This window comes from Vibrio cionasavignyae, from assembly GCF_050337155.1.
Classification (GTDB): domain Bacteria; phylum Pseudomonadota; class Gammaproteobacteria; order Enterobacterales; family Vibrionaceae; genus Vibrio; species Vibrio nomapromontoriensis.
In genome coordinates, this window is record NZ_JAKJSR010000016.1 from 141,934 (window position 1) to 164,064 (window position 22,131).

Consider the following 22,131-nt stretch of genomic DNA (forward strand, 5'->3'; position numbering starts at 1 on the left):
TCGAGCCCCTTTAGGTAACTAACATCGCGCAATAACTCGCTATTTACCGCCAATACTCAAGCGAGCAAAGCGAATGTCTGGCGCAAAGAAGGTTCGGCTATCGTTGATAAGCTGAATCTCCCCCACCGCCTCGACTTCTTGCAGCATTTTGTAGAAGTTACCAGCAACTGTAATTCCCCGTACTGGCTGGATCCGTTTGCCGTCTCTGCATAAGAAACCACTCGCGCCAAATGAGAAATCACCACTGACCGCATCCGCCCCAGAATGCACCCCTTGTAATTCAACAAGCTCCAAATATTCGCCAGCTTTTACCTCAGAAACGCTACTGTTACCTGATGCTATAAGTTTATGATTAGCGGATACATCTAAGCTCGACTTGGCCCCACGAGACGCGCTTGCCGTTGACGTTGCGCCTAAGTAACTCGCGGTTTGGCTGTTATGCAGTAACGTATTCAGCCTACCAGCAGCGATAAGAACGTTATCTTGAGTGGCAAACCCTTCGCTATCAAAAGCTGAAATGGCCATGCCATTTGGCATATACGCGGCGTCAGTCAAGGTAATCAACTCACTCGCCACAGGTTGTCCAAGCTTGCCTGCCAATGGCGTAATACCTTTCATTGCGCTGACACCGGAAAACGCACTACCAAAGGCACCAAATAGACTACTTAACGCGTTAATGTGAAAAATTGCGGAGTAATTGCCCGTAGCAACAGGAGCGCCTTCAAGTAAATCCCGAGCAAGGTTATAGCCCTCGTCAATGCAGAATGCCGCGTCTAACTCGTCAAAACGACGACCTACCGACACCTTACCTGCCATGGATTGCTTACCCTCTTTTTCAAACAGCGTATACGCATAACAGCTAAATGAACGTTCAAAGTGCTGGCACATTGTCCCTTGGGTATTGGCAATGATCAGTTGGGCTTCACCGTCACTGTAGCCGTTGTAAGGTGAACTGGTCGCATAAGGGCGCGTAACGACACCTTGCTCTAGCGCTAAGGACAGCGCAATTTTTTCATCTACTGACGTGGTGTCTTGTTGAGCAATTTCCGCGATATCCGTTGTAATTACGCTCTCTACGCAGCGAATGCTTTGATGCTCATCTTGTTTAGAGAAACGCGCACTTTGTAAGGCATTCGTTAGCATTAAGTCTAGGCTTGGCTGCTCTAGTGACTCTGAGTAACTGGTTGCTACGCGAGCGTCTTTTACCACTCGAACCCCCAATACTTGGCTAGAGCTCACTTTATACTCATCTAGCTGACCTTGGTTCGCTTTAAGAGAAAAGCTGCTATTGCGATTAACAATTACATCGGCCTCTGCGCCTTGTCGTTTCGCTTCCGACAGCACGTAATCAATCGAGTTAACAAGTGTTTGTTGCTGGCTCATCCGTTCTTGACTCATTAGTTACCGCCTCCTACCAAGATATTATCTACTTTCAGCGAAGGCTGACCGACCGTTGTTGGCACCGCGCCACTCACAGAACCACACATACCTGGGGCAAGTGCCATGTCTTTGCCGACCATACTAATTTCTTGCAGTACTTTTGGTCCGGTACTAATCAGTGTTGCCGTTTTTAGAGGCTTGGTAATTTTACCGTTTTCGATCAAATAGGCTTCGCGAACAGCAAAGTTAAATTCGCCGGTTCCCGGTTGAACAGAGCCGCCACCCATTTTTTTCGCGTAAATACCGCGCTCTATTCCTGCCAGCATGTCGTCTAGCGAATGTTTGCCTTCTTCAATGAAGGTATTACGCATCCTTGATGTGGGTGCGAACTTATAGTTTTGTCGACGTCCCGAACCTGTGGGCTCATAGCCCGTCTTCATTCCGCCCATTCTATCAACCATAAAACTGGTTAGCTGACCATCTTTAATAAGTTGGGTACGCTGCGTTGGCATGCCTTCATCGTCAACATGAATGGATCCCCACTCGTTGGTCATCGTGCCATCATCGACAGCATTAACCGCAGTGTTAGCAATCATTTCACCCATCTTGTCATGAAATACCGACGCCTTTTTCGCAACCGATGTGGTTTCAAGCAAGTGACCGCATGCTTCATGGAAGATAACGCCGCCAAAGCCATTGCCAATCACCACTGGCATTTCGCCTGATGGACACGCATCCGCCCCTAATTTCACCAGAGCTTGCTGAGCGATGACTTGACCAAGCTCACTGGCATCCACTTGCTCGCTAAACTCCCAGCCCGCTAACGCACCTGGGCCTTCCGAACCAGTAGATTGTTCAGTGCCTCTCTGTGCAACAGTATTGCCCGAAACTCGAATATAATGACGAGTATCATCCACATGCAGACCGTCAGAATTAAAGATAGAAACCTGTTGTTCACGCTGCAGCACGCTGCCAATAAATTGGCTGATGTACTCACTTTCAGAACGTGTCGCTTGATCGACTTTAAGGAGAAATTCAATTTTTGAGTCTAAATTCGCGTCTTTCCCCAAAGGCAGGCGACAAGGATGTTGAAGTGGATACCGATTTAGGTTCAAGGCGCCCGCAGAGGCGATTTGATCGCGTTTATCTTTTGCAGCAAGCAGCGAGGTAACGCGTTTTAGCTCTGCTTCATCCGTGCTATTGGTGTAACCGTAAAGCACTTTGTGACCGAAAAAAAGGCGGACCCCGATACCAAAATCGATCCCTGAATTGACTTTATCCACTTCGCTCGACGCGATCTGGACCGTGTTAGTTTGATGATGTTCAACGAATAACTCGGCGAAATCAGCCCCCAAAAAGAGTGCATGATCGATCACCGCCTTCGCTGTTACAGAATTTAGCATTTAATCTCCTTGCTCGTTGAGCGCTGTCGTCTTCCTTAACATTAAACGCTTGAGGGTAAGCACTTAACATTAAGGAAGACTATGGCACGACTCTATAGAAATATTGGTTCAATTGAATGAATTAAAAGCCTATCGAAACAACTAGGACTCTATCATTTTTCATTGCAGAGTGCCCTCACCATATCAAACGTTAACCTATGGAAATATTTGAAAGCCAAGCATTCCTTACCATACTGCTTGCTAACAGACTCTACTCACGTTTTTATCAGTATTCATTAATACCTAAGTTTACAACTATAAAAATACGGATTTTGTCGACATCATTTGCCATTGATTACTACCTATAAAGGACAGTAAACACGGAACTTATCATGACATCGAGTATCAAGAACAGTTCAGACAACAGTATAAAAACGGTAACCAAAGAGTACCTAACTTTCTGGCTAGGCGAAGAATACTACGGCATTGATATCCTAACGGTGCAAGAGATCAGAACCTATGGTCAAGTCACCGCCATCGCGAATATGCCTACTTATATTAAGGGCATAATGAATTTGCGTGGTGTGGTTATACCCATTGTAGATATGCGTATTAAGTTCAATTTGTCTGATATTACATACCATGACATGACCGTTGTTATTATCTTAAATATTGATGAACGCATTGTCGGTATCGTCGTGGACAGTGTCGCTGACGTGCTATTACTCGACACCGTCGATGTTCAACCCCCACCAGATTTTTCCAGCGCTTTAGACACAAAATACATTAAGGGTCTTACCTCTCAAAATGAATTAATGCTCATATTGATTCATATAGAGAAACTCATGACTAGCCAAGATATGGCGCTATTTAGTCAAATTGAAAGTGACGTTTCACAAGATCATGACATTCAGAAAGGCCATGCTCATGAATAATCAAGATAGAGAATACCTCGTTCAAGAAAATGAAATACTCGTATCGACCACAGACATGTCGGGAAAAATTACCTTTGCTGACGATAATTTTATTCGGGTCAGTGAATACCCACTAGATGAATTACTGGGAAGCCCACATAATATCGTCCGTCACCCAGATATGCCAAAAGAGTTATTCGAAGACTTTTGGCGAGAAATCAGTTCGGGTAACTGTTGGTCAGGTATTATTAAGAACCGACAAAAAAACGGCGGATATTATTGGGTACAATCCGATGTCACTCCCCTATACAAAGATGGCGTTCAACTCGGCTTTATGTCTGTACGCTCTATGCCCAACAAAGCCTGTGTTGAAAAAATAAAAGCACAATATTCACAATTCAAAGAGGGAGAGCAAGGTAATCTCGTCATAAGACGCGGAAAAGTAGTCAAAAAACAAAAAGATCACCCACTTAAAGCGCTTTCTATCAAACAGCGTCTATTTGGACTCGTATTGGTTGCAACTGTGTCTCTGTTCACCGTGCTCGGTATTGGTATCCATAGTTCATATACTGAAAAGGAAGCCGTCGAGCACCTTTACAACAACCATGTTGAATCGTATAGCCGTTTGCTTGCCATCGATAAATTGTGGGCAGAAAACCGACTAATGCTGCAACCCCTACTCGTGGCTGACAACTTCGAACAAAACCTTAACGTCAGTCAAAAACTTAAAGAAAACGCTTTAACGCTTGAGCAACTCACCGCGTTACTTATTGAGAAATTTGATTTAGAGCATATGTCTAAAATTGATAAGTACCAACTTATTGCTAAACAAAGTGAGCAGTTGGCAAAGACATCATTATTAGACATTTCTTCAACTTTATCTTCTAGTGACGAAAGTACCCGCAATAATTCCAATTTCCGTGCGCTCATCTCGGCGTCTATATCAGAAATTGCGACTTACGAACAATCTATTGCTGGTCTCATTCAAGAAAATCGACAACAATCCAAAGAAATTTATGATCAAAGTAAACATGTATTTTGGTTTGAAGTGGCGCTCTCATCGGTTATCACGCTATTTTTCATTTGCGCATATCTAATCTTCGCCTTTATCTTCAACCGCGATATAAATTCTCGATTGAGTAACATCCGACGTTACTTTACACGTCTTGTTAAACAGGACTACTTATTTGAAATTAACGTTGAAAAAAATGACGAAATAGGACAAGTCTTACAATCACTAAAAATCATGAAAGTACAGCTCGCCTATAATATGGAAAGCGTTCGTCAAAAAGCAATAGCGGCAACGCGTATCAAAATCGCGCTTGATCACGTAAGCACTAATATGATGATTGTAGACAACAACAACACCATTATTTACGTTAATCCATCAATCATCGATATGTTCAAACAAGCCGAAGAAGCATTAACCGCTTACTCACCCGATTTCGACGCAAATGAACTATTAGGCGTTAACATCAACGACCTTAAATTAGTGACTATCAATCAGCAAATTGCTGAGATAGATCAAACTCAAGAGATCGATATTAATGGTCGGATATTTAGTATCGTCAGTAACCCTGTTATCGATGAAACAGGAAAGAAAATTGGCTATGTTACTGAGTGGGCGGATCGAACAACCGAAATAGGCAGCGTTCGTCAAAAAGCCAAAGAGGCAATGCGTATCAAGATTGCTCTTGATAACGTAAGCACTAACATGATGATTGTAGACAGCGATAACACCATCATCTATGTTAACCCATCGATCATCGATATGTTCCAACAAGCCGAAAAAGAACTCACAGCCTACTCACCTAATTTTGATGCAAACGATCTATTAGGCGTTGATATCAACGAACTTAACCTAGTGATAATCAACCAGCAAAATGACCTTAATTCCCCGCAAACTGCTGAGGTTGTTCAAACTCAAGAGATCGATATTAATGGCCGAATATTTAAAATAGTTAGTAACCCAGTTATCGATGAAACAGGGAAGCAAATTGGCTATGTTACTGAATGGGTAGATCGAACAGCCGAAATAGGCGTTGAAAAAGAGATTGAGCATGTCATTCAGTCGGCAGTTGAAGGTGACTTTTCTCAACGCATGAACTTGGACGGAAAAAATGCCTTTTTCACGATGCTTTGCAGCAATATGAACCGCCTATTAGATACCAGTGAAGTTAGCTTAACCGATATCGTTACTGTCCTCTCTTCTTTAGCAAAAGGCGATCTTACTTCGCAAATTACCGCCGATTATTCAGGCGCATTTGGCGAGCTAAAAACAAGTTCCAATTTAACGGTCACTAAGCTGAAAGAAATGATTTTGCATATCAAAATTTCAGCCGACACCATCAATACCGCCACTAAAGAAATCGCGATTGGAAATATAGATTTAGCCCAAAGAACAGAAAAACAAGCACGGAGCCTTGAGGTCACCTCATCCAGTATGGAAGAGCTTACCATCACTGTTAAACAAAATTCTGAACACTCCAAACAAGCGAATCGCCTAGCGAAAGAAACATCGTTGAATGCTCTCAAAGGTGGAGAAGTCGTGAAGCAAGTAGTCGAGAACATGGCTGACATTCATACCAGTTCACAAGAAGTTATGAACATTATTTCCGTTATCGACAGTATTGCCTTCCAGACGAATATTCTAGCTCTAAATGCCGCAGTCGAAGCCGCACGAGCAGGAGAGCAAGGGCGAGGCTTTGCTGTTGTCGCAACCGAAGTTCGTAACTTAGCCCAGCGATCAGCTGCCGCGGCAAAAGAAGTGGAAAGTCTGATCAAATCCTCTGTGCGCAAAATTGAAACAGGTTCAAAACTGGCCAGCCAAGCAGGTGATTCAATATCCGGCGTGGTCATGTCAATTCAAGAAGTCGCACAATTAATCGAAGAAATCACTCAAGCCTCTGTTGAACAAAGTGTAGGAATTGATCAAGTGACCCGAGCTATTTTGGATGTCGATGATGTCACCCAACAAAATTCAGCCTTAGTTGAAGAAGGTTCTGCAGCCGCTAGCTCACTAGAAGATCAAGTCGCGAATCTTGCGATTTACATTGCCACATTTGATACTGGTGAACAACAACTCTCCACCCATAACGGAGCAAATTTATCACATCTTAGCGAGAACAATACGTACGCAACGATAAGCGGACACAACCATCATAATGACAACGATTGGTCAGAGTTTTGATGGTAATCATCACTTGATCTGATGGTGCCAAATCGAACATTCACGCTGTTACTTGGTGCTTTTTTAGCCAGGTGGGTATTTCATTGCACAATGAATAAAAAAGAACGTCGGGACGAACTTGTGCGTGTTACAAAAGAGCATATACATCCGTTCTTTATCGTCCATGTACACGACACAACGGATATGAAATTAAACCTGAGATCAAAACATGGGTTCAGCTAGATGAACCAAAAGTCTGTAAGGATGCCAAGACTCATCATTTTCGCTGTAGGTTGCCCTTACCATATCAACCTGCAATCTTCGGAAATATTTGAAAACCAACCATTCCTTACCATACTGCTTGCTAACAGACTCTACTCACGTTTTTATCAATATTCATTGATAGTGAACGTTAATTATCATTCAGCTAATCGCTAGAGGGACACTATGTCCGAATCGACTCAACAGTTTGAGAAAATCTTTTTTGAAGAGATGACAGAACATCTTGAAGAGATGGAGTCGCTGTTGTTAGAAATGAATGAGGGTGATAGTGGTAGTAGTGAAATGATGCCATCAGATTCATTAGACGCCATTTTTCGCGCGGTACACTCCATTAAAGGCGGCGCTGGAATTTTTGGGTTTGATGATATTTCCCACGTCACTCATATCCTTGAGAATCGCTTAGATCAGCTTCGTACCGGTCAAATTTCATTACAACGAGCAATGATTGATGTCTTTTTGCAGGCTGGGGACATTTTAGATTCATTAAAAATATCCCATCAATTTGACGATGAAGATGACGTTCCAAAAGAACGAGTCAAACAAGTTTGTGAGGCATTAGACAAACTAAGTTCGCGTCATACGCCCTCGATTCGTGGCGATAAAAGCTCACCTAGCTCAACCGAGGATTTGAAAGCGCCTTCTACGTCGGTTCTATGTCCTCTTTCGGATTCTGAAAAGTCATCGCTAAAAATCCTATTAGTTGAAGACAGTAAAGTGATTCAAAAAGTCGCAAGTTTTACGTTGAAAAAGCTTGGCTATCCCTTGGTAGATATCGCTGAAAACGGACAACAAGCACTAGATAAATTGAACACTGCACTTCGTGAACCTTATCAATTCATTTTGCTTGATTGTCAAATGCCCATAATGGATGGTTACCAAGCGACCCAAGCCATACGAGAAGGACTCGCTGGTGATGTGCACCAAAATATTACTATTATTGCGATGACGGCCATGGTCGGTGAAGAAGAAAAACAAAAGTGCTTACAGACCGGAATGGATGATTATCTGGTTAAGCCCATCAAAGCCAACCTTGTTGACGACCTAATTAAGCGATGGCACCACAATAAACAGGACGTAAATTGCGACCCATTGAGCAACAATTCACAGAGCAGCCACCCACAACAATATTCGTTACAAAGCGCTCAACCTACCACTACACTGCCTATTGCCTCCCCCCAACGAAAGAGGACTTCCAACACTCGACTTCGAAACAAACAGCACGAAGCCTCATCGATTCGAGTCAGCACTAAAAAAGTGGATCAGCTCATCAACCAGGTCGGCGAACTCATCATCACACAATCAATGCTGCAAAAACTGACCTTTGATCTAGGTTTAGATGCTAACGAATTACTCGCCGCAAGACTTAACCAACTAGAAAGCAATACCCGTGATCTGCAAGCTTCTGTCATGTCTGTACGAATGATGCCAATAGGTACCGTTTTCGGTCGCTTTCCCCGCATCGTGCGCGACTTATCGAATTCGCTAAATAAAGATATAAAACTGGTTATAGAAGGTGAGCAAACCCAACTGGATAAGGGTTTACTGGAAAAGCTGGTGGATCCTCTCACCCATTTAATACGAAATAGTATCGATCACGGTATCGAGTCCCCCAAAGAAAGAGCCAAAGCGAATAAACCGGAACAAGGCACAATTAAGCTTTCTGCTGTTTACCGTGGAGGCGACGTCATTGTACATGTTGAAGATGATGGCTTAGGCATCGATCCGCAGAAAATCGTCGAAAAAGCTCAAAAAAATGGCATGAACTTGCCTCAAAACATGAATGTTCAAGACATCTTTCAACTGATTTTTTCTGCTGGTTTCTCAACTGCCGAGCAAGTAACTACGGTATCTGGTCGCGGTGTAGGTATGGATGTGGTGAAGCGCAATATCTCCAGTATGGGTGGCACCGTGGAGATTAGCTCAACACTGGGAGTTGGAACAAAAATGTCCATTCAGCTCCCCCTGACTCTGGCCATATTAGAAGGGATGTCTATCTGTGTGGGAGATCATGTCTATATCATTCCTCTCACCTATATCGTGGAGTCAATCCAACCCAATATCGATGATCTTAAAAAGCTCAACAGCGGCGAAACCATGATCAGGGTTCATGACGAATACGTCCCTATCCTTCGACTACATAAGTTTTTCAATCTCGATACGGACGTGACAAAACTGCATGAAGGCATAGTCGTACTGCTAGAGCACGGCAACAAAATGATTGCATTGTTTGTAGACAGCTTAATTGGGCAACAGCAAGTGGTGCTTAAAAATCTTGAAAATAACTTTCGTAAGATTCCCTGTATTTCCGGTGCCACCATTATGGGTGATGGACGTGTTTCACTCATTTTAGACGTCGCGGATTTAGTCAGACAGCGTTAATTATTTTCTACGCGTGACTTCTGTTGAAGTGATTTCGTCACTCTAACAAGAACTTGCCTAACAATTTCCTAGACTGTTATCAAAACCTACATTTAAACGGTCGATATACAGTTTTGGAAGCACTATAGACCATGATTAAGCACGATAGACCATGGTTACAAACTATAGACCATAGTTACAAACTATAGGTATTAGTCAATGGACGGCAATAGTCAACGGACAGACACAATAGACACGGAACATACCAATGACATCAAGTATCAAGAACAACTCTGACAGCGACATAAAAACGCAAGCTAAAGAGTACCTAACTTTTTGGCTAGGTGAAGAATACTACGGCATTGATATCCTAACGGTGCAAGAGATCAGAACCTATGGTCAAGTCACCGCTATCGCGAATATGCCTCCTTTTATTAAGGGAGTGATGAATTTGCGTGGTGTGGTTATACCGATTGTAGATATGCGCATTAAATTTCACTTGTCTGATATTACCTATCATGACATGACCGTTGTTATTATCTTAAATATTGACCACCGAATTGTAGGTATCGTCGTGGACAGTGTCGCTGACGTGTTATTACTCGACACTGTCGATGTTCAACCCCCACCAGACTTTGCCAGTGCACTAGACACTAAGTACATTAAAGGTCTCGCCTCTCAAAACGAGCTCATGCTCATTCTCATTCACATTCAAAAGTTGATGAGCAGCCAAGATATGGCTCTATTTAATCAGATTGAAAATGACGTTTCGCAAGCTCATGACATTCAGAAAGGCCATACTCATGAATAATGAAGATAGAGAATACCTCATTCAAGAAAATGAAATACTCGTTTCGACCACTGATATGTCGGGCAACATTACCTTTGCCGATGATAATTTTGTTCGTGTCAGTGGATATTCACGAGAGGAACTGTTAGGAAGTCCACATAACATCGTCCGCCATCCTGATATGCCAAAAGAGTTATTCAAAGACTTCTGGCAAGAGATCAGTTCTGGTAATTGTTGGTCCGGGATTATCAAAAATCGACAAAAAGACGGCGGATATTACTGGGTCAAATCTGACGTCACCCCCTATTACCAAGACGGTGTTCAGCAGGGCTTCATGTCGGTTCGCTCAAAACCCAATAAGGTCGATCTTGAACAAGCGAAAATACAATATTCACAATTTAAAGAAGGAGAACAGGGTAATTTCATTATAAAACGGGGAAAAGTCGTTAAGAAGCAAAGATCTCATCTACTTAAATCGCTCACGATTAAGCAACGTTTATTCGGGTTAGTATTAGTCGCCACTATCTCTCTTCTTACAGTACTTGGTATTGGCATACACAGTTCATACACCGAAAAAGAAGCGGTCGAAAACCTTTATCTCAGTCACATTGAATCATATAGCCGTTTACGTACAATCAACGAATTATGGAAAGAAAACAGGCTGCTCTTACAATCCTTACTTCTAACTGATGACTTCGAGCATAACCTGCTTGTCAGTCAAACACTTAAAGAAAACGCTTTTACGCTAGAGCAAACTACCTCCACTCTTCTTGATAAATTTGATTTAGAACATAACGATAAGATTGAAAGATATCAAATCATCGTCGATCAGAGTGATTTATTAGCCACCACATCTCTAGCAGACATATACTCATCCTTAACGTCTAGCGAAGAAAGTAACCGCAGCTATGCCGATTTCCGTTCGCTCATCCAAGCTTCGATAATCGAAATTGCGACTTATGAGAAGTCCATGAATGATCTAATCCTAGAAAACCGGCTACAATCTTCTGAAATTTATGAACAAAGTAAACAAGTATTTTGGTTTGAAGTCGCCCTTGCATCGGTTATAACCCTATTGTTTATTTGTGCGTATCTCATTTTCGCCTTTATTTTCAGCCGTGATATCAACACTCGATTAAACGACATTCGACGTTACTTTATGCGGCTTGTAAAGCAAGACTATTTATTTGAAATCAACGTTGAAAAAGACGACGAAATTGGTCACGTACTCCAATCGTTAAAAATCATGAAAGTACAGTTGGCGCATAGTATGGAAAGCCTTCGTCAACAAGCTGTCGCAGTGACTCGTATCAAAATTGCCCTTGATAACGTAAGCACAAACATGATGATTGTAGACAGTGAAAATACCATCATCTACGTCAATCCATCGATCATCGATATGTTCAAACAAGCCGAAGAAGAGCTCGAAGCCTTCTCTCCTGGTTTTGATGCCAATGCATTACTAGGTAATAACATCAACGAGCTTAAGTTGGTTACGATAAATCAGCAAACTCAATCCATCAACGCCCATCTATTAACCAACCAAGCAACACCCAACATTGAAGAAACTCAAGAGATCGATATTAACGGTCGTATATTTAGAATCGTTAGCAACCCAGTCATCGATGAAGCTGGGCGACAAATTGGCTATGTCACCGAATGGGCTGACCGTACATCAGAAATTGCGGTAGAGAGAGAGATTGAACACGTGATTCAATCCGCTGTAAAAGGCGACTTTTCGCAACGTATGGCTTTGGATGGAAAGAATACCTTCTTCACCATGCTTTGTAGCAATATGAACCGCCTGTTAGAAATCAGTGAAGTTAGCTTGACTGATATCGTTACCGTCCTCTCCTCTTTAGCAAAAGGCGATCTTACCTCACAGATCACTGCGGATTATTCAGGCGCATTTGGCGAGCTAAAAACCAGTTCTAATTTAACGGTCACCAAGCTAAAAGAGATGCTCCTGCATATAAAAGTCTCAGCGGACACCATCAATACGGCGACCAAAGAAATAGCCATTGGTAATATAGATTTAGCACAGAGAACCGAAAAGCAAGCGCGCAGTCTTGAGATCACCTCATCCAGCATGGAGGAGCTCACGATCACCGTAAAACAAAATTCCGAGCACTCCAAACAAGCAAACCGCTTAGCAAAAGAAACATCGGTAAATGCCCTCAAAGGTGGAGAGGTCGTGACGCAAGTCGTAGAGAATATGGCTGATATCCATACCAGTTCACAAGAGGTAATGAACATTATTTCGGTTATTGACAGTATTGCTTTCCAAACGAATATTCTAGCTCTGAATGCAGCAGTCGAGGCCGCACGCGCTGGGGAACAAGGTCGTGGCTTCGCCGTTGTTGCAACCGAAGTTCGTAACCTAGCGCAACGTTCCGCTGCCGCAGCAAAAGAAGTAGAAAGTCTGATCAACTCCTCTGTACGAAAAATTGAGATAGGTTCAAGGCTGGCCACTCAAGCGGGAGACTCAATCTCCGGCGTGGTCATGTCCATTCAAGAGGTCGCACAATTAATCGAGGAGATTACCCAAGCCTCTGTTGAACAGAGTGTTGGGATTGATCAAGTGACCAGAGCGATATTGGAGGTTGATGATGTCACACAACAGAACTCAGCCTTGGTTGAAGAAGGCTCTGCAGCCGCTAGCTCACTTGAAGAACAAGTCGCTAATCTTGCGATTTACGTTGCTGCGTTTGAGACTGGTGAAAAACAAATTTCCCTTCAAAATGGAGCGAATGAGCTGCATCTAGGCAACCAGCATAGTTACGTAACTTCTGGCGCTCACAACCATGATGATGACAACGATTGGTCTGAGTTTTAATGTTAATAAACACTCAGTTTGACTATACCGAAGCAGACTTTAACGCTATTGCCTCCTTAGCGTATAACCGAGTGGGTATTTCACTACATAAAAATAAAAAGAACCTTGTATATAATCGCTTAATTTCCCGTGTAAGAGCGAACAGACTCGTAAATTTCGCCAAGTATATTCAGCTTTTGGATGATGAGAGCCATATAGAATGGGAGTATTTCGTCAACGCTCTTACCACTAATTTGACTTATTTCTTTAGGGAACACTATCACTTTGAATTGTTAAAGGCTCATGTTCACGAATACTTTGCGCATTCAAACGTTACTGATCCAGTGAGAATTTGGTGCTCGGCCTGTTCAACTGGTGAAGAGGCATACAGTATTGCAATGGCTATGGTTGAAGCATTTGGGACAAGCCAGCCGCCTGTGAAAATATTGGCCACCGATCTCAATACCCACGTACTGTCAATTGCCAGGAAAGGCTATTACACGCAAGACCAGCTCGAGCGTGTTACAGAGGGGCAAAAGCATCAATTTTTTATTGCCCATAAGCACAACAATATATATGAGATTAAACCTGAGATTAAAGCGCTCGTACACTTTAAGCGTTTAAATTTAATGGATGGCGAATGGCCAATGAAGAAGAACTTTGACGCAATTTTTTGCCGCAATGTGATGATTTATTTTGATAGAAAGACTCAACGCTCTCTTTTAGATAAGTTTGCTCATTATCTTCCAAAAGGCGCTTTGTTGTTTCTTGGTCACTCGGAAAGTTTTTCTGGTCACCAGAGTCAGTTTATATTGCTACGGCAAACGACGTATAAGCGAGTGTGAACATGCCTTTAAAAATAATAATCACCGACTCTTGTCATGAAACCTGTGAAGTTCTCAATAAAATCATTAGTAGCCAAGCCAATATGACGGTGGCGGCAATCGCCCATGATGCAAAACAAGCAAGAGCCCTAATAAAACGTATAGACCCCGATGTCATTACCCTTGCAATTGAACTTGACGGCATGAGTGGTCTAGCTTTTTTAGACAAAATAATGACACTACGGCCAATGCCCGTTGTGATTATTTCAAAACTCATAGACAGCCAACCTTTGATTGCACGACAAGCACTAAAACTTGGTGCCATGTCCTGTATTGCCAAACCCAGCAAGCACCAGTCACAGAAAACCAACTTAGATTCATTTACACTGTCGGTTATCAAACAGATCAAACAAGCCGCCGCGCAATTTGAACGTTGCCAGTTGGTATCCTCACCTCCAGCGGTTAACACCACGAAACTAAATACCACGAAAGTAAACACCACATTAATGCCGCCCCCTAACACCACGTCAAGCGCCAATCATGTAAACAGTAAACCACCTATTGGCGATGTAACTAACCACCTGATTGCTATCGGCGCATCAACCGGAGGGACAGAAGCCATTACAGAGATCTTAAAAGGGCTTCCCCCCAACTGTCCCGGTATCGTGATTGCCCAACATATGCCTGCGGGGTTTACTCGTTCATTTGCTGCTCGCCTGCAAGGTTTATGCTCAATAAAGGTTCAAGAAGCGCAACACGACCAAGTAATCCGGTCTGGTCATGCGTATATTGCTCCCGGCAATAAACATCTTCTGGTCCAAAAGCGCGCTGGTGTGTATTACACCATTTTAAGTGACGGTCCCCCTGTAAATCTGCATAAGCCATCTATTGATGTGCTATTTGCATCAATTGCAGAAAACGTAAAGGCGTTAGGCGTCGGTGTTATCCTGACAGGCATGGGAAAAGATGGTGCAGCAGGTCTATTGAAAATGAAGGAAACCGGCGCAAAAACCTTCGCGCAAGATGAAAAAAGTAGCATCGTCTATGGCATGCCACGTGAAGCAAAAAAACTAGGCGCCGTTTTACGTGAATTACCTATAGACCAAATAGCTAATGCTATTCTAACCGTCACTAATCCAACGTCTCCCCCACCAAAGTAGCCCCGCTCAACGTTTGCCCACCAATATGGGTTCACCACTACACACATTTCCGCAACGAATATCACTTCACCCATAATGATCGTTTAACCGACACTAACGGTATCCTCAGGATTCGAAGATATAAGCAATGAGCCTCCCTGACCTTTTGCTGGATCTATCGACATTTGGCGTGTAGAAGCTACATTTTTTCTCATTAAAAAGAGACACCGAAGTGTCTCTCTTTTAGCTACGCGATGTTTTCGGAGTCATTTAGTCAGCCCTTAAGCACCAATGACACCACCGTCTTTACGCGTAATCATCATGACCGATGAACGAGGTACAGAATCCCCGCCATCGGGGAAATGGGAAGCGGCTAAATCTTCGCCAGGGTGTTGAACGCCCACAAACATGGTTTTATGATCCGGTGAAAAAGTCAGTCCGGTAATTTCACATGCGATTGGCCCAGTTAAGAATCGGCGAATCTCACCCGTTTGTGGGTCACTACAAAGCATCTGGTTATTCCCCATGCCAGCAAAATCACCTTTGTTGGAGTATTTGCCATCGGTCTGAATCCACAGGCGCCCTGCCATGTCAAAACCAATACCGTCGGGGCTGTTAAACATATTGTCTTTGTTTATATTACTACTACCCGCCATTAACCCCGATTGATGAACTTCTGGATTGCCTGCCAAGACATAAATATCCCATTCAAATCGCTCTGATGCATGATCACCATTCATTGGGTTCCAACGAACAATGTGTCCGTAAGGGTTTTTCTCACGTGGATTCACCGCATTAATCGGTTGCGACTCTTTGACACCACGATGCTTGTTGTTCGTCAACGTACAGAAGACCGATTTATTACTTGGGTGAACCGCGACCCATTCTGGGCGGTCCATCGTTGTTGCGCCTACTTGCGTTGCTGCCATGCGCGCAAAAATCATCACTGATGCGGCATCAGGAAATCCATTCTCAGGCGTGAGTCCGTTTTTACCCCAAGTCAGCTCTAACCACTGACCTTTACCATTGAGCTCGCCTTCTGTACCTTCAAATTTTGCAACGTATAACGTCCCCTCTTCGAGTAGATCTCGATTGGAATCCGCACCCGCTACATACTTATTCTTAGAAACAAATTTATAAAGGTGTTCACCACGCTCATCATCGCCAAGATAAACCACAACGTGTCCATTATCATTAACCGTAAGCGCGGCATTTTCGTGCTTAAAACGGCCAAGTGCACTGCGCTTCTTAGGCGTTGAGTTAGGGTTCATTGGATCTATTTCAACCACCCAACCATGGCGATGAGGCTCATTAGGTTCTTGTGCCATATCAAAGCGAGTATCGTACTTGTACCAGTCGTAGCCTCGGTCTTTCTTACCAAGGCCGTAACGCTGATTACTTTCTGATAATGGATTATCGGATGTATCTGCAAAATAACCGTTAAAATTCTCTTCACACGTAAGATACGTACCCCATGGTGTTTGCCCGTTCGCGCAGTTGTTGAACGTACCGAGTATTGCCTTGCCTGACTTATCTGTATTGGTTTTTAACAGATCGTGTCCAGCGGCAACACCCGTCATTTCCATTTCAGTAAACGCGGTCACTCGGCGATTTAAACGTCCCTCGCTGTTGACTTGCCACTGACCATTATTCTTCTTGAGCTCGACGATGGATACGCCGTGAGCAGCTTGCCCTTTGCGTACATCGTCTGCAGAAATGTTCTTGCCTTGATGTTGATACAAGTACTCGTTATTGGTGTACTCGTTGTTCACAGCAAGCACCGCTCGGTCATCTGAAATCAGAAAAAAAGTCATGCCGTCGTTGTTGTCACCAAATTGCATTTCTTGCGCTTTTGAGTCATTCGACTGACTAAAGGCGGGCGCCCCCTTCTTAATCGCATCACCCCATGAAATCAATACATCCGCTTGGTAGCCCTCTGGCACCTCTATCGTATCCGCGGTAGAAATTGCGATCGCGTCAAAACCCAATAGTGCTGACTGGCTTGGTTTGGTCCTTGCGATAGCTTGGCTCACGGGACTGGCTGCAAAAAAACCAACCGTGCCAGCGGCTCCCGTTGCCTTTAAAAAACGTCGACGAGACATTGCCGCATCAACAAATTTATTGAATTCAGGTTCACAATCTAACGGACGCTGGTCATGGTTCTGGTTAAATAGCTTCACAGTGACTTCCTTTCTATTGAAGAAAAGGCCATTCAAATGGCCATATTGATATTCTGGCCGCTATCATGCCCTGTATTTATGACAGGTCAGTTACAAATAATTAACACTTATATTAATTAAAAACCCAAAGCCCACAACCACGTCAGCGTCACTCGTTGGCATGACTATTCCGTTAAATACGCTTAATCATTCAGTTAGACACGCATCATTATTCTGTCAAATGCGGCGCGACAATCGATTCGCTCAATAGCCCAGCATAGATACCATTCATAGCAACCAGTTGCTGGTGATTCCCCTGCTCGACCACTAGCCCCTGCTCTAACACTAAAATCTTATCCGAATGCCTAACCGTACTTAAGCGGTGAGCAATGGCAATTACCGTTTTTTCTTCGAATAAGCGTGTCATTGCCTTTTGAATAAGATCTTCTGTAATAGAATCAACCGAACTCGTTGCTTCATCAAGCATCATCACTTGCCCACCTTGGGCAATAGCACGAGCAAACGAGATTAACTGCGTTTGCCCCACTGAAAGGTTTGAGCCATTTTTATCAAGCAAAAAATCATAACGCTTTGGTAACTGTGCAATGAACTTGTCCGCATAAACATATTGCGCTGCCTGCTCTACTTGTTCACGTGATATACCAGCTTTACCTAAGGCAATATTAAAGTGAACACTTTCGGCAAACAGATGAACATCCTGCATCATCATCGAAAAGAGATGCGCAGTATCGTCACTAGAAAGCATCGATAACTCAATCCCATTCAACAAGATACTGCCTTCATAATCTTGGTAAGTTTTTGATATCAAACGCATGATGGTTGACTTACCCGATCCCGTTGATCCTACCAAGGCGATTTGGTGCCCTTTCTGTAACACAAACGATACATTTTTCAGTACGTATGGCGAATCAGGTTTGTACCGAAAACTCACATTGTTAAATTCTAAACTTTCAAAGTTTTTCAGCGATTCTTCTACCTGATGGCTGGCAAGAAGATCTCGTCCCTCTTCTTCTGTTGGCTCAGTGAAAAGCTCCTCAATATGGTCAAACGCCGCAAACGAGCTTTGTATAGAGGCGATTTGCGACGTGAAATCACGAATAGGGACAAATACCTTCTCTAGAGTATTAATAAACGCAATCAACACACCAAGCGTGAGGGTTCCCTGCAACACTTGTTCAGAACCATACCAAATCATCAATGCAATGGTGATTGAGGTGATACCTGAAATGAAGGAAAACAAAATCGCATCATATTTATTGATTTTCTTTTGTGCCACTAAGAATTCATCGATGTGCCCATGATATTTACGTTCTACGTACGTTTCCGCTCGATACATCTGAACGGTATCCATACCAAGAAGTACTTCTTGCAAGAAACCAATGCCTCTTGCCAACGCTGAACGAGTGATTTTATGCATCGCCCGCAATTTGTTTCGAACCCGAACTGTCAAATACATCACAGGCGGCATAACGACTAAAACAATCAGGGTCAATTTCCAATCAATGAACAGCATCATTACGAGCAAAGCGATGGTGTTAATGGAGTCTTTAACCAATCCAACAACAGACTGAACAAAAGTCTCGCCTATCGTTTCTAAATCACTGGTAAGGCGAGACAGCGTGACACCTGCGGGGACTGTATCAAAATAGCTGCGTGGTAGTTTAAGGACTCGAGCAAATAACACCGACCGCATGTCCGTGATTGTATGCTGCCCTGTTTTACGCAAATTATAGGCGTAAGTGGTATCCACCACGTAGCTGGCAATGAGCACTAGAACTAGGTAAACCACGTACTGCAATAGTCCACTTAGGTCATTTTGGCTAAATTGAACATCGATAATTTGAATGATAAGCCAAGGAAACAACAGACTAGTAATAACCGAAAGTGGCAACATAGCAATGCCAATGAACGCGGATTTTTTATAGCTTTTTGCAAACTTTAAAAAGTGCTTAAGGTACTTTACGTCAACGCCTTTTAACATGCGGTAACCTCCGTTTCATTCTGCTGCAATTGCCATGTTTCGTAGTAATACGGACAGGTTTTTAATAAGGTTTTATGATCACCTTTGGCGATGATCTTTCCCTCATTAAGAACGATGACTTCATCCATATACTCCAACGCGTTTACACGATGAGAAACCACCAAAACAGACTGATGTTTCAATCTCTGAAAAAGAGCATCCAATATTTTGCGCTCGGTGTCGTAATCGACTGCGGAAAGGACGTTGTCCATAATGATGAGATCGGCAGGCTTTAGCAGCGCACGTGCAATACTTAACCGTTGCTTCTGCCCTCCGGACAACATAACGCCTTTTTCACCGACTAAGGTTTGGTCGCCGTTTTCAAATCGCGCTACATCCGAGGCTAATTGGCTTAAGGCAAGCACTTCATCGACCTGCTCTTTAGCTACGTCACTATGTGGACTACCAAATCGAATATTCTCCTCAACCGTTGCTGAAAATAGATAAGGGTCTTGCGTGACCGTTTTGATATAACGTCGCAGGTCATGTCGAGAAATGCTTGTGATATCTTTGCCACCAAGAAACACACTATTGTTCGGTATATCAAGATGATGATTGAGACAATTAACTAATGTCGTTTTTCCAGCGCCAATCCCTCCCAGTACACCGACCTTTTTACCAGCAGGAATATCAAAACTGATGTCATCAAGAATGAGACGACTCTGTTTTTGGTATTGGAAGCTGAGGTTACGAACAGAGAACGTTTGCCCTTTCAACTGCTCAACACCATCAAGCGAAAGCGCCATTTTATCTGTATCAGGAATATCAGCATTAAGAATGGTTTGAGCACTTTGAATCCCTACCACGCCGCGTTGATAAATCGTCGCTATGCGCCCTAACTGCATTAAAGGCATGGCCAGTAATACGGAATAGGTCAAAAATGCCGTAATCTCACCTAGAGTCAGTTCCTGATTCATCAACATATAACCACCAAGACCCAGAATAAGAATTTTCATCACATCATTGGCGTAATCCAAAACTGGCATGAAAAACACTTGAATACGCGTAATTCGCATGCGACATCGCAACAGTTGTTGGTTGAGTTTTTCCGTTTCTGCCGTCACCCAAGAAGACATTCGCTGGCTTTTGATTAAATCAATGCCTGAAAGGTAGCTCATTAGCTGCGCCGACAGGTTTTGAAGGCGGTGCATGTGTTCTGTATGAAGTGCTTTCATACGAGTAAATCCAACACGAAAAATCACAAATGCTATAGAGATAGGGATAACAGAATAGAGGGTTAATTCTGGTGAAATTCGCCACATATATAAGGGGGTAAGCGACAACGCGAACATGGTGTTGAAGAACTGGAGAAAGCCAATACCGAATAGCAGCCGAATGCCCATGACATCGTTATTCATAATCGATATCAACCTTCCAGAGGCAAACTTTTCGTGATAACTGTTCGGTAGTCGGTTCAATTTTTCTAACAGGGTATTTTTTAATGCCGCTTCCGTGATCCGTCCGGGATTAAGCGCATACATTCGCGACAGAATGCGAACCACCACCATGGCGACTGACATTCCAACTACGATACCAACATAATATTGCAGCTGCTGATGACCAACATTGGAGGCATCATCAATCAGATCGATAGCCAACTGAATATAGCGTGGGATTTCGACTTGAAGCCAATTGACGAGAAAAATAAAAATAATCGCAAGTAGGTACGATTTGCGATTCATACGCACATAGTGCGCGATAAACTGTCTTGTAGTCATGAGAGCTTTATTTGGCAGAAAGTGTCACAGCGAACGATTGAATGCCAAGATAGAGCCGATTTACGATAGCAAAACAATCGCTTAAGATTAACTTAGATTATTATCAATTTTGATATAAATAGCGAACCCTATCGACAGGTTTTATTAATCAGGCATAGTGAGATTGACACGCTCTATACTCAAATTCACCTATCAAAGCCAACCCACTCTAAAAGCTGCTTCGTCGCTTTAGACAAAATTTGATTCTGCCTAACAATATAGCCAAGGTTCGTTGTTGGAAACGCCGGCAACGGAGTTACTGTTGTGTTGACATTACGCTTCGTAGACAGCGCAAATTCAGGCACTATCGCAACACCAAAGCCCGCTTCAGCCCAATCTATTTGCGCGTCAACACTACCCACTTCCATCACTCGATAGTTTGATAAGTTTAATTTTGGCAGCGCTTCATCAATCAGCTCTCGCGTTCGTGTATCATGCCCGAGAAGAATAAGCGTGAGCTCTCTTTGTTCATTTATGTATCTTTCAAAGTCATTACCGAACGCTACCCATTTAACTTGCTGTAATTCAACAAAATGTAGCGGCTGAGTTTGCTTTTGAGAGATAACAAATCCTAAGTCCGCCTCTGCATTTTTTACTCGCTCAGACGCCTGAGAAGACGTGGTATTTAATAGAACTATATCCATTCCTGGGTAGGCATTTTTAAACAGTTTAAACGCATTAATCAGTAACATCCGCGAAATAATATCGCTCGCTGCAATAGTAATCGTGCCTTTGTTTAGATCATTAAGAGCATTAAGATCGGCTTGGCAAACTTGCAACTCTTGTAGCGTCTTTTGGCTACTTTCTAACAGTCGCTCTCCAGCCTGCGTTAAGTGAAACGGACTACGATCGATGAGCTTTACGCCCGTTGTTTGCTCGAGTTGCTTGAGATGCAAACTCACATTTGGCTGAGTCATATGCAGTGCATTGGCGGCCTTACCGAAGTGTTTATGCTCAGCCAAAATGACAAAGGTTTTCAGCCAGTGAATATCTAACATCGTTACCTCTGATAAGTAGTCACGTAGAGAAAATAGAATATCTTGATATGATTTTCTTATTAAGTTAATAATTATAATTAATTTTCCTTATTTACTCCACAGCGGTAATCTAATTTCCTAATC

At 43.0% G+C, this 22,131-nt stretch carries 13 protein-coding genes; 7 read left to right on the top strand and 6 right to left on the bottom strand.

Annotation, left to right across the window (positions count from 1 at the left end; genetic code table 11):
• Positions 1-39: 39 nt before the first annotated feature.
• Entirely contained in the window at positions 40-1,383 is a 1,344-nt protein-coding gene (locus L4D74_RS13180; RefSeq protein WP_428752567.1) for a TldD/PmbA family protein, read from the bottom strand.
• Between the two features lie 14 nt (positions 1,384-1,397).
• Entirely contained in the window at positions 1,398-2,783 is a 1,386-nt protein-coding gene (locus tag L4D74_RS13185) for a TldD/PmbA family protein (protein WP_428752525.1), read from the bottom strand.
• Positions 2,784-3,154: 371 nt separating this feature from the next.
• Between L4D74_RS13185 and L4D74_RS13190 the strand changes: the two genes are divergently transcribed.
• The 7 genes from L4D74_RS13190 to L4D74_RS13220 all read left to right on the top strand — a co-directional run bounded on the left by L4D74_RS13190 (position 3,155) and on the right by L4D74_RS13220 (position 15,074).
• Positions 3,155-3,697: a chemotaxis protein CheW gene (locus tag L4D74_RS13190; RefSeq protein ID WP_428752526.1), complete on the top strand. Its 543-nt coding sequence runs from the start codon at positions 3,155-3,157 to the stop codon at positions 3,695-3,697.
• On the top strand, positions 3,690-6,866 hold the full coding sequence (locus tag L4D74_RS13195; protein WP_428752527.1) for a methyl-accepting chemotaxis protein: 3,177 nt from the start codon (positions 3,690-3,692) through the stop codon (positions 6,864-6,866). Before L4D74_RS13190 ends, L4D74_RS13195 begins: the two co-directional genes overlap by 8 nt.
• Positions 6,867-7,292: 426 nt before the next feature.
• Complete coding sequence (locus tag L4D74_RS13200) at positions 7,293-9,506, top strand: chemotaxis protein CheW (protein WP_428752528.1); 2,214 nt, start codon at positions 7,293-7,295, stop codon at positions 9,504-9,506.
• Between the two features lie 247 nt (positions 9,507-9,753).
• A complete protein-coding gene (locus tag L4D74_RS13205; protein ID WP_428752529.1) occupies positions 9,754-10,296 on the top strand; it encodes a chemotaxis protein CheW in 543 nt (180 codons plus the stop codon).
• A complete protein-coding gene (locus tag L4D74_RS13210) occupies positions 10,289-13,111 on the top strand; it encodes a methyl-accepting chemotaxis protein (RefSeq protein ID WP_428752530.1) in 2,823 nt (940 codons plus the stop codon). Before L4D74_RS13205 ends, L4D74_RS13210 begins: the two co-directional genes overlap by 8 nt.
• Entirely contained in the window at positions 13,111-13,935 is an 825-nt protein-coding gene (locus L4D74_RS13215) for a CheR family methyltransferase (RefSeq protein ID WP_428752531.1), read from the top strand. The genes L4D74_RS13210 and L4D74_RS13215 overlap by 1 nt, the downstream gene beginning before the upstream one ends.
• A gap of 2 nt (positions 13,936-13,937) precedes the next feature.
• On the top strand, positions 13,938-15,074 hold the full coding sequence (locus L4D74_RS13220) for a protein-glutamate methylesterase/protein-glutamine glutaminase (RefSeq protein WP_428752532.1): 1,137 nt from the start codon (positions 13,938-13,940) through the stop codon (positions 15,072-15,074).
• Between the two features lie 260 nt (positions 15,075-15,334).
• Here L4D74_RS13220 and L4D74_RS13225 read toward each other — a convergent pair whose 3' ends face one another.
• From L4D74_RS13225 to L4D74_RS13240, 4 genes are all read right to left on the bottom strand, one after another.
• On the bottom strand, positions 15,335-17,155 hold the full coding sequence (locus tag L4D74_RS13225; RefSeq protein WP_428752568.1) for a PhoX family protein: 1,821 nt from the start codon (positions 17,153-17,155) through the stop codon (positions 15,335-15,337).
• A 286-nt stretch (positions 17,156-17,441) separates the two neighbouring features.
• Positions 17,442-19,214, bottom strand: a complete 1,773-nt coding sequence (locus L4D74_RS13230) for an ABC transporter ATP-binding protein (RefSeq protein WP_428752533.1) — start codon at positions 19,212-19,214, stop codon at positions 17,442-17,444.
• Positions 19,208-20,971 carry an ABC transporter ATP-binding protein gene (locus L4D74_RS13235; RefSeq protein WP_428752534.1) on the bottom strand — a complete coding sequence of 588 codons (1,764 nt, stop codon included), beginning with the start codon at positions 20,969-20,971 and terminating at the stop codon, positions 19,208-19,210. The genes L4D74_RS13230 and L4D74_RS13235 overlap by 7 nt, the downstream gene beginning before the upstream one ends.
• A gap of 185 nt (positions 20,972-21,156) precedes the next feature.
• Positions 21,157-22,008, bottom strand: a complete 852-nt coding sequence (locus L4D74_RS13240) for a LysR family transcriptional regulator (protein ID WP_428752535.1) — start codon at positions 22,006-22,008, stop codon at positions 21,157-21,159.
• Positions 22,009-22,131 lie beyond the last annotated feature (123 nt).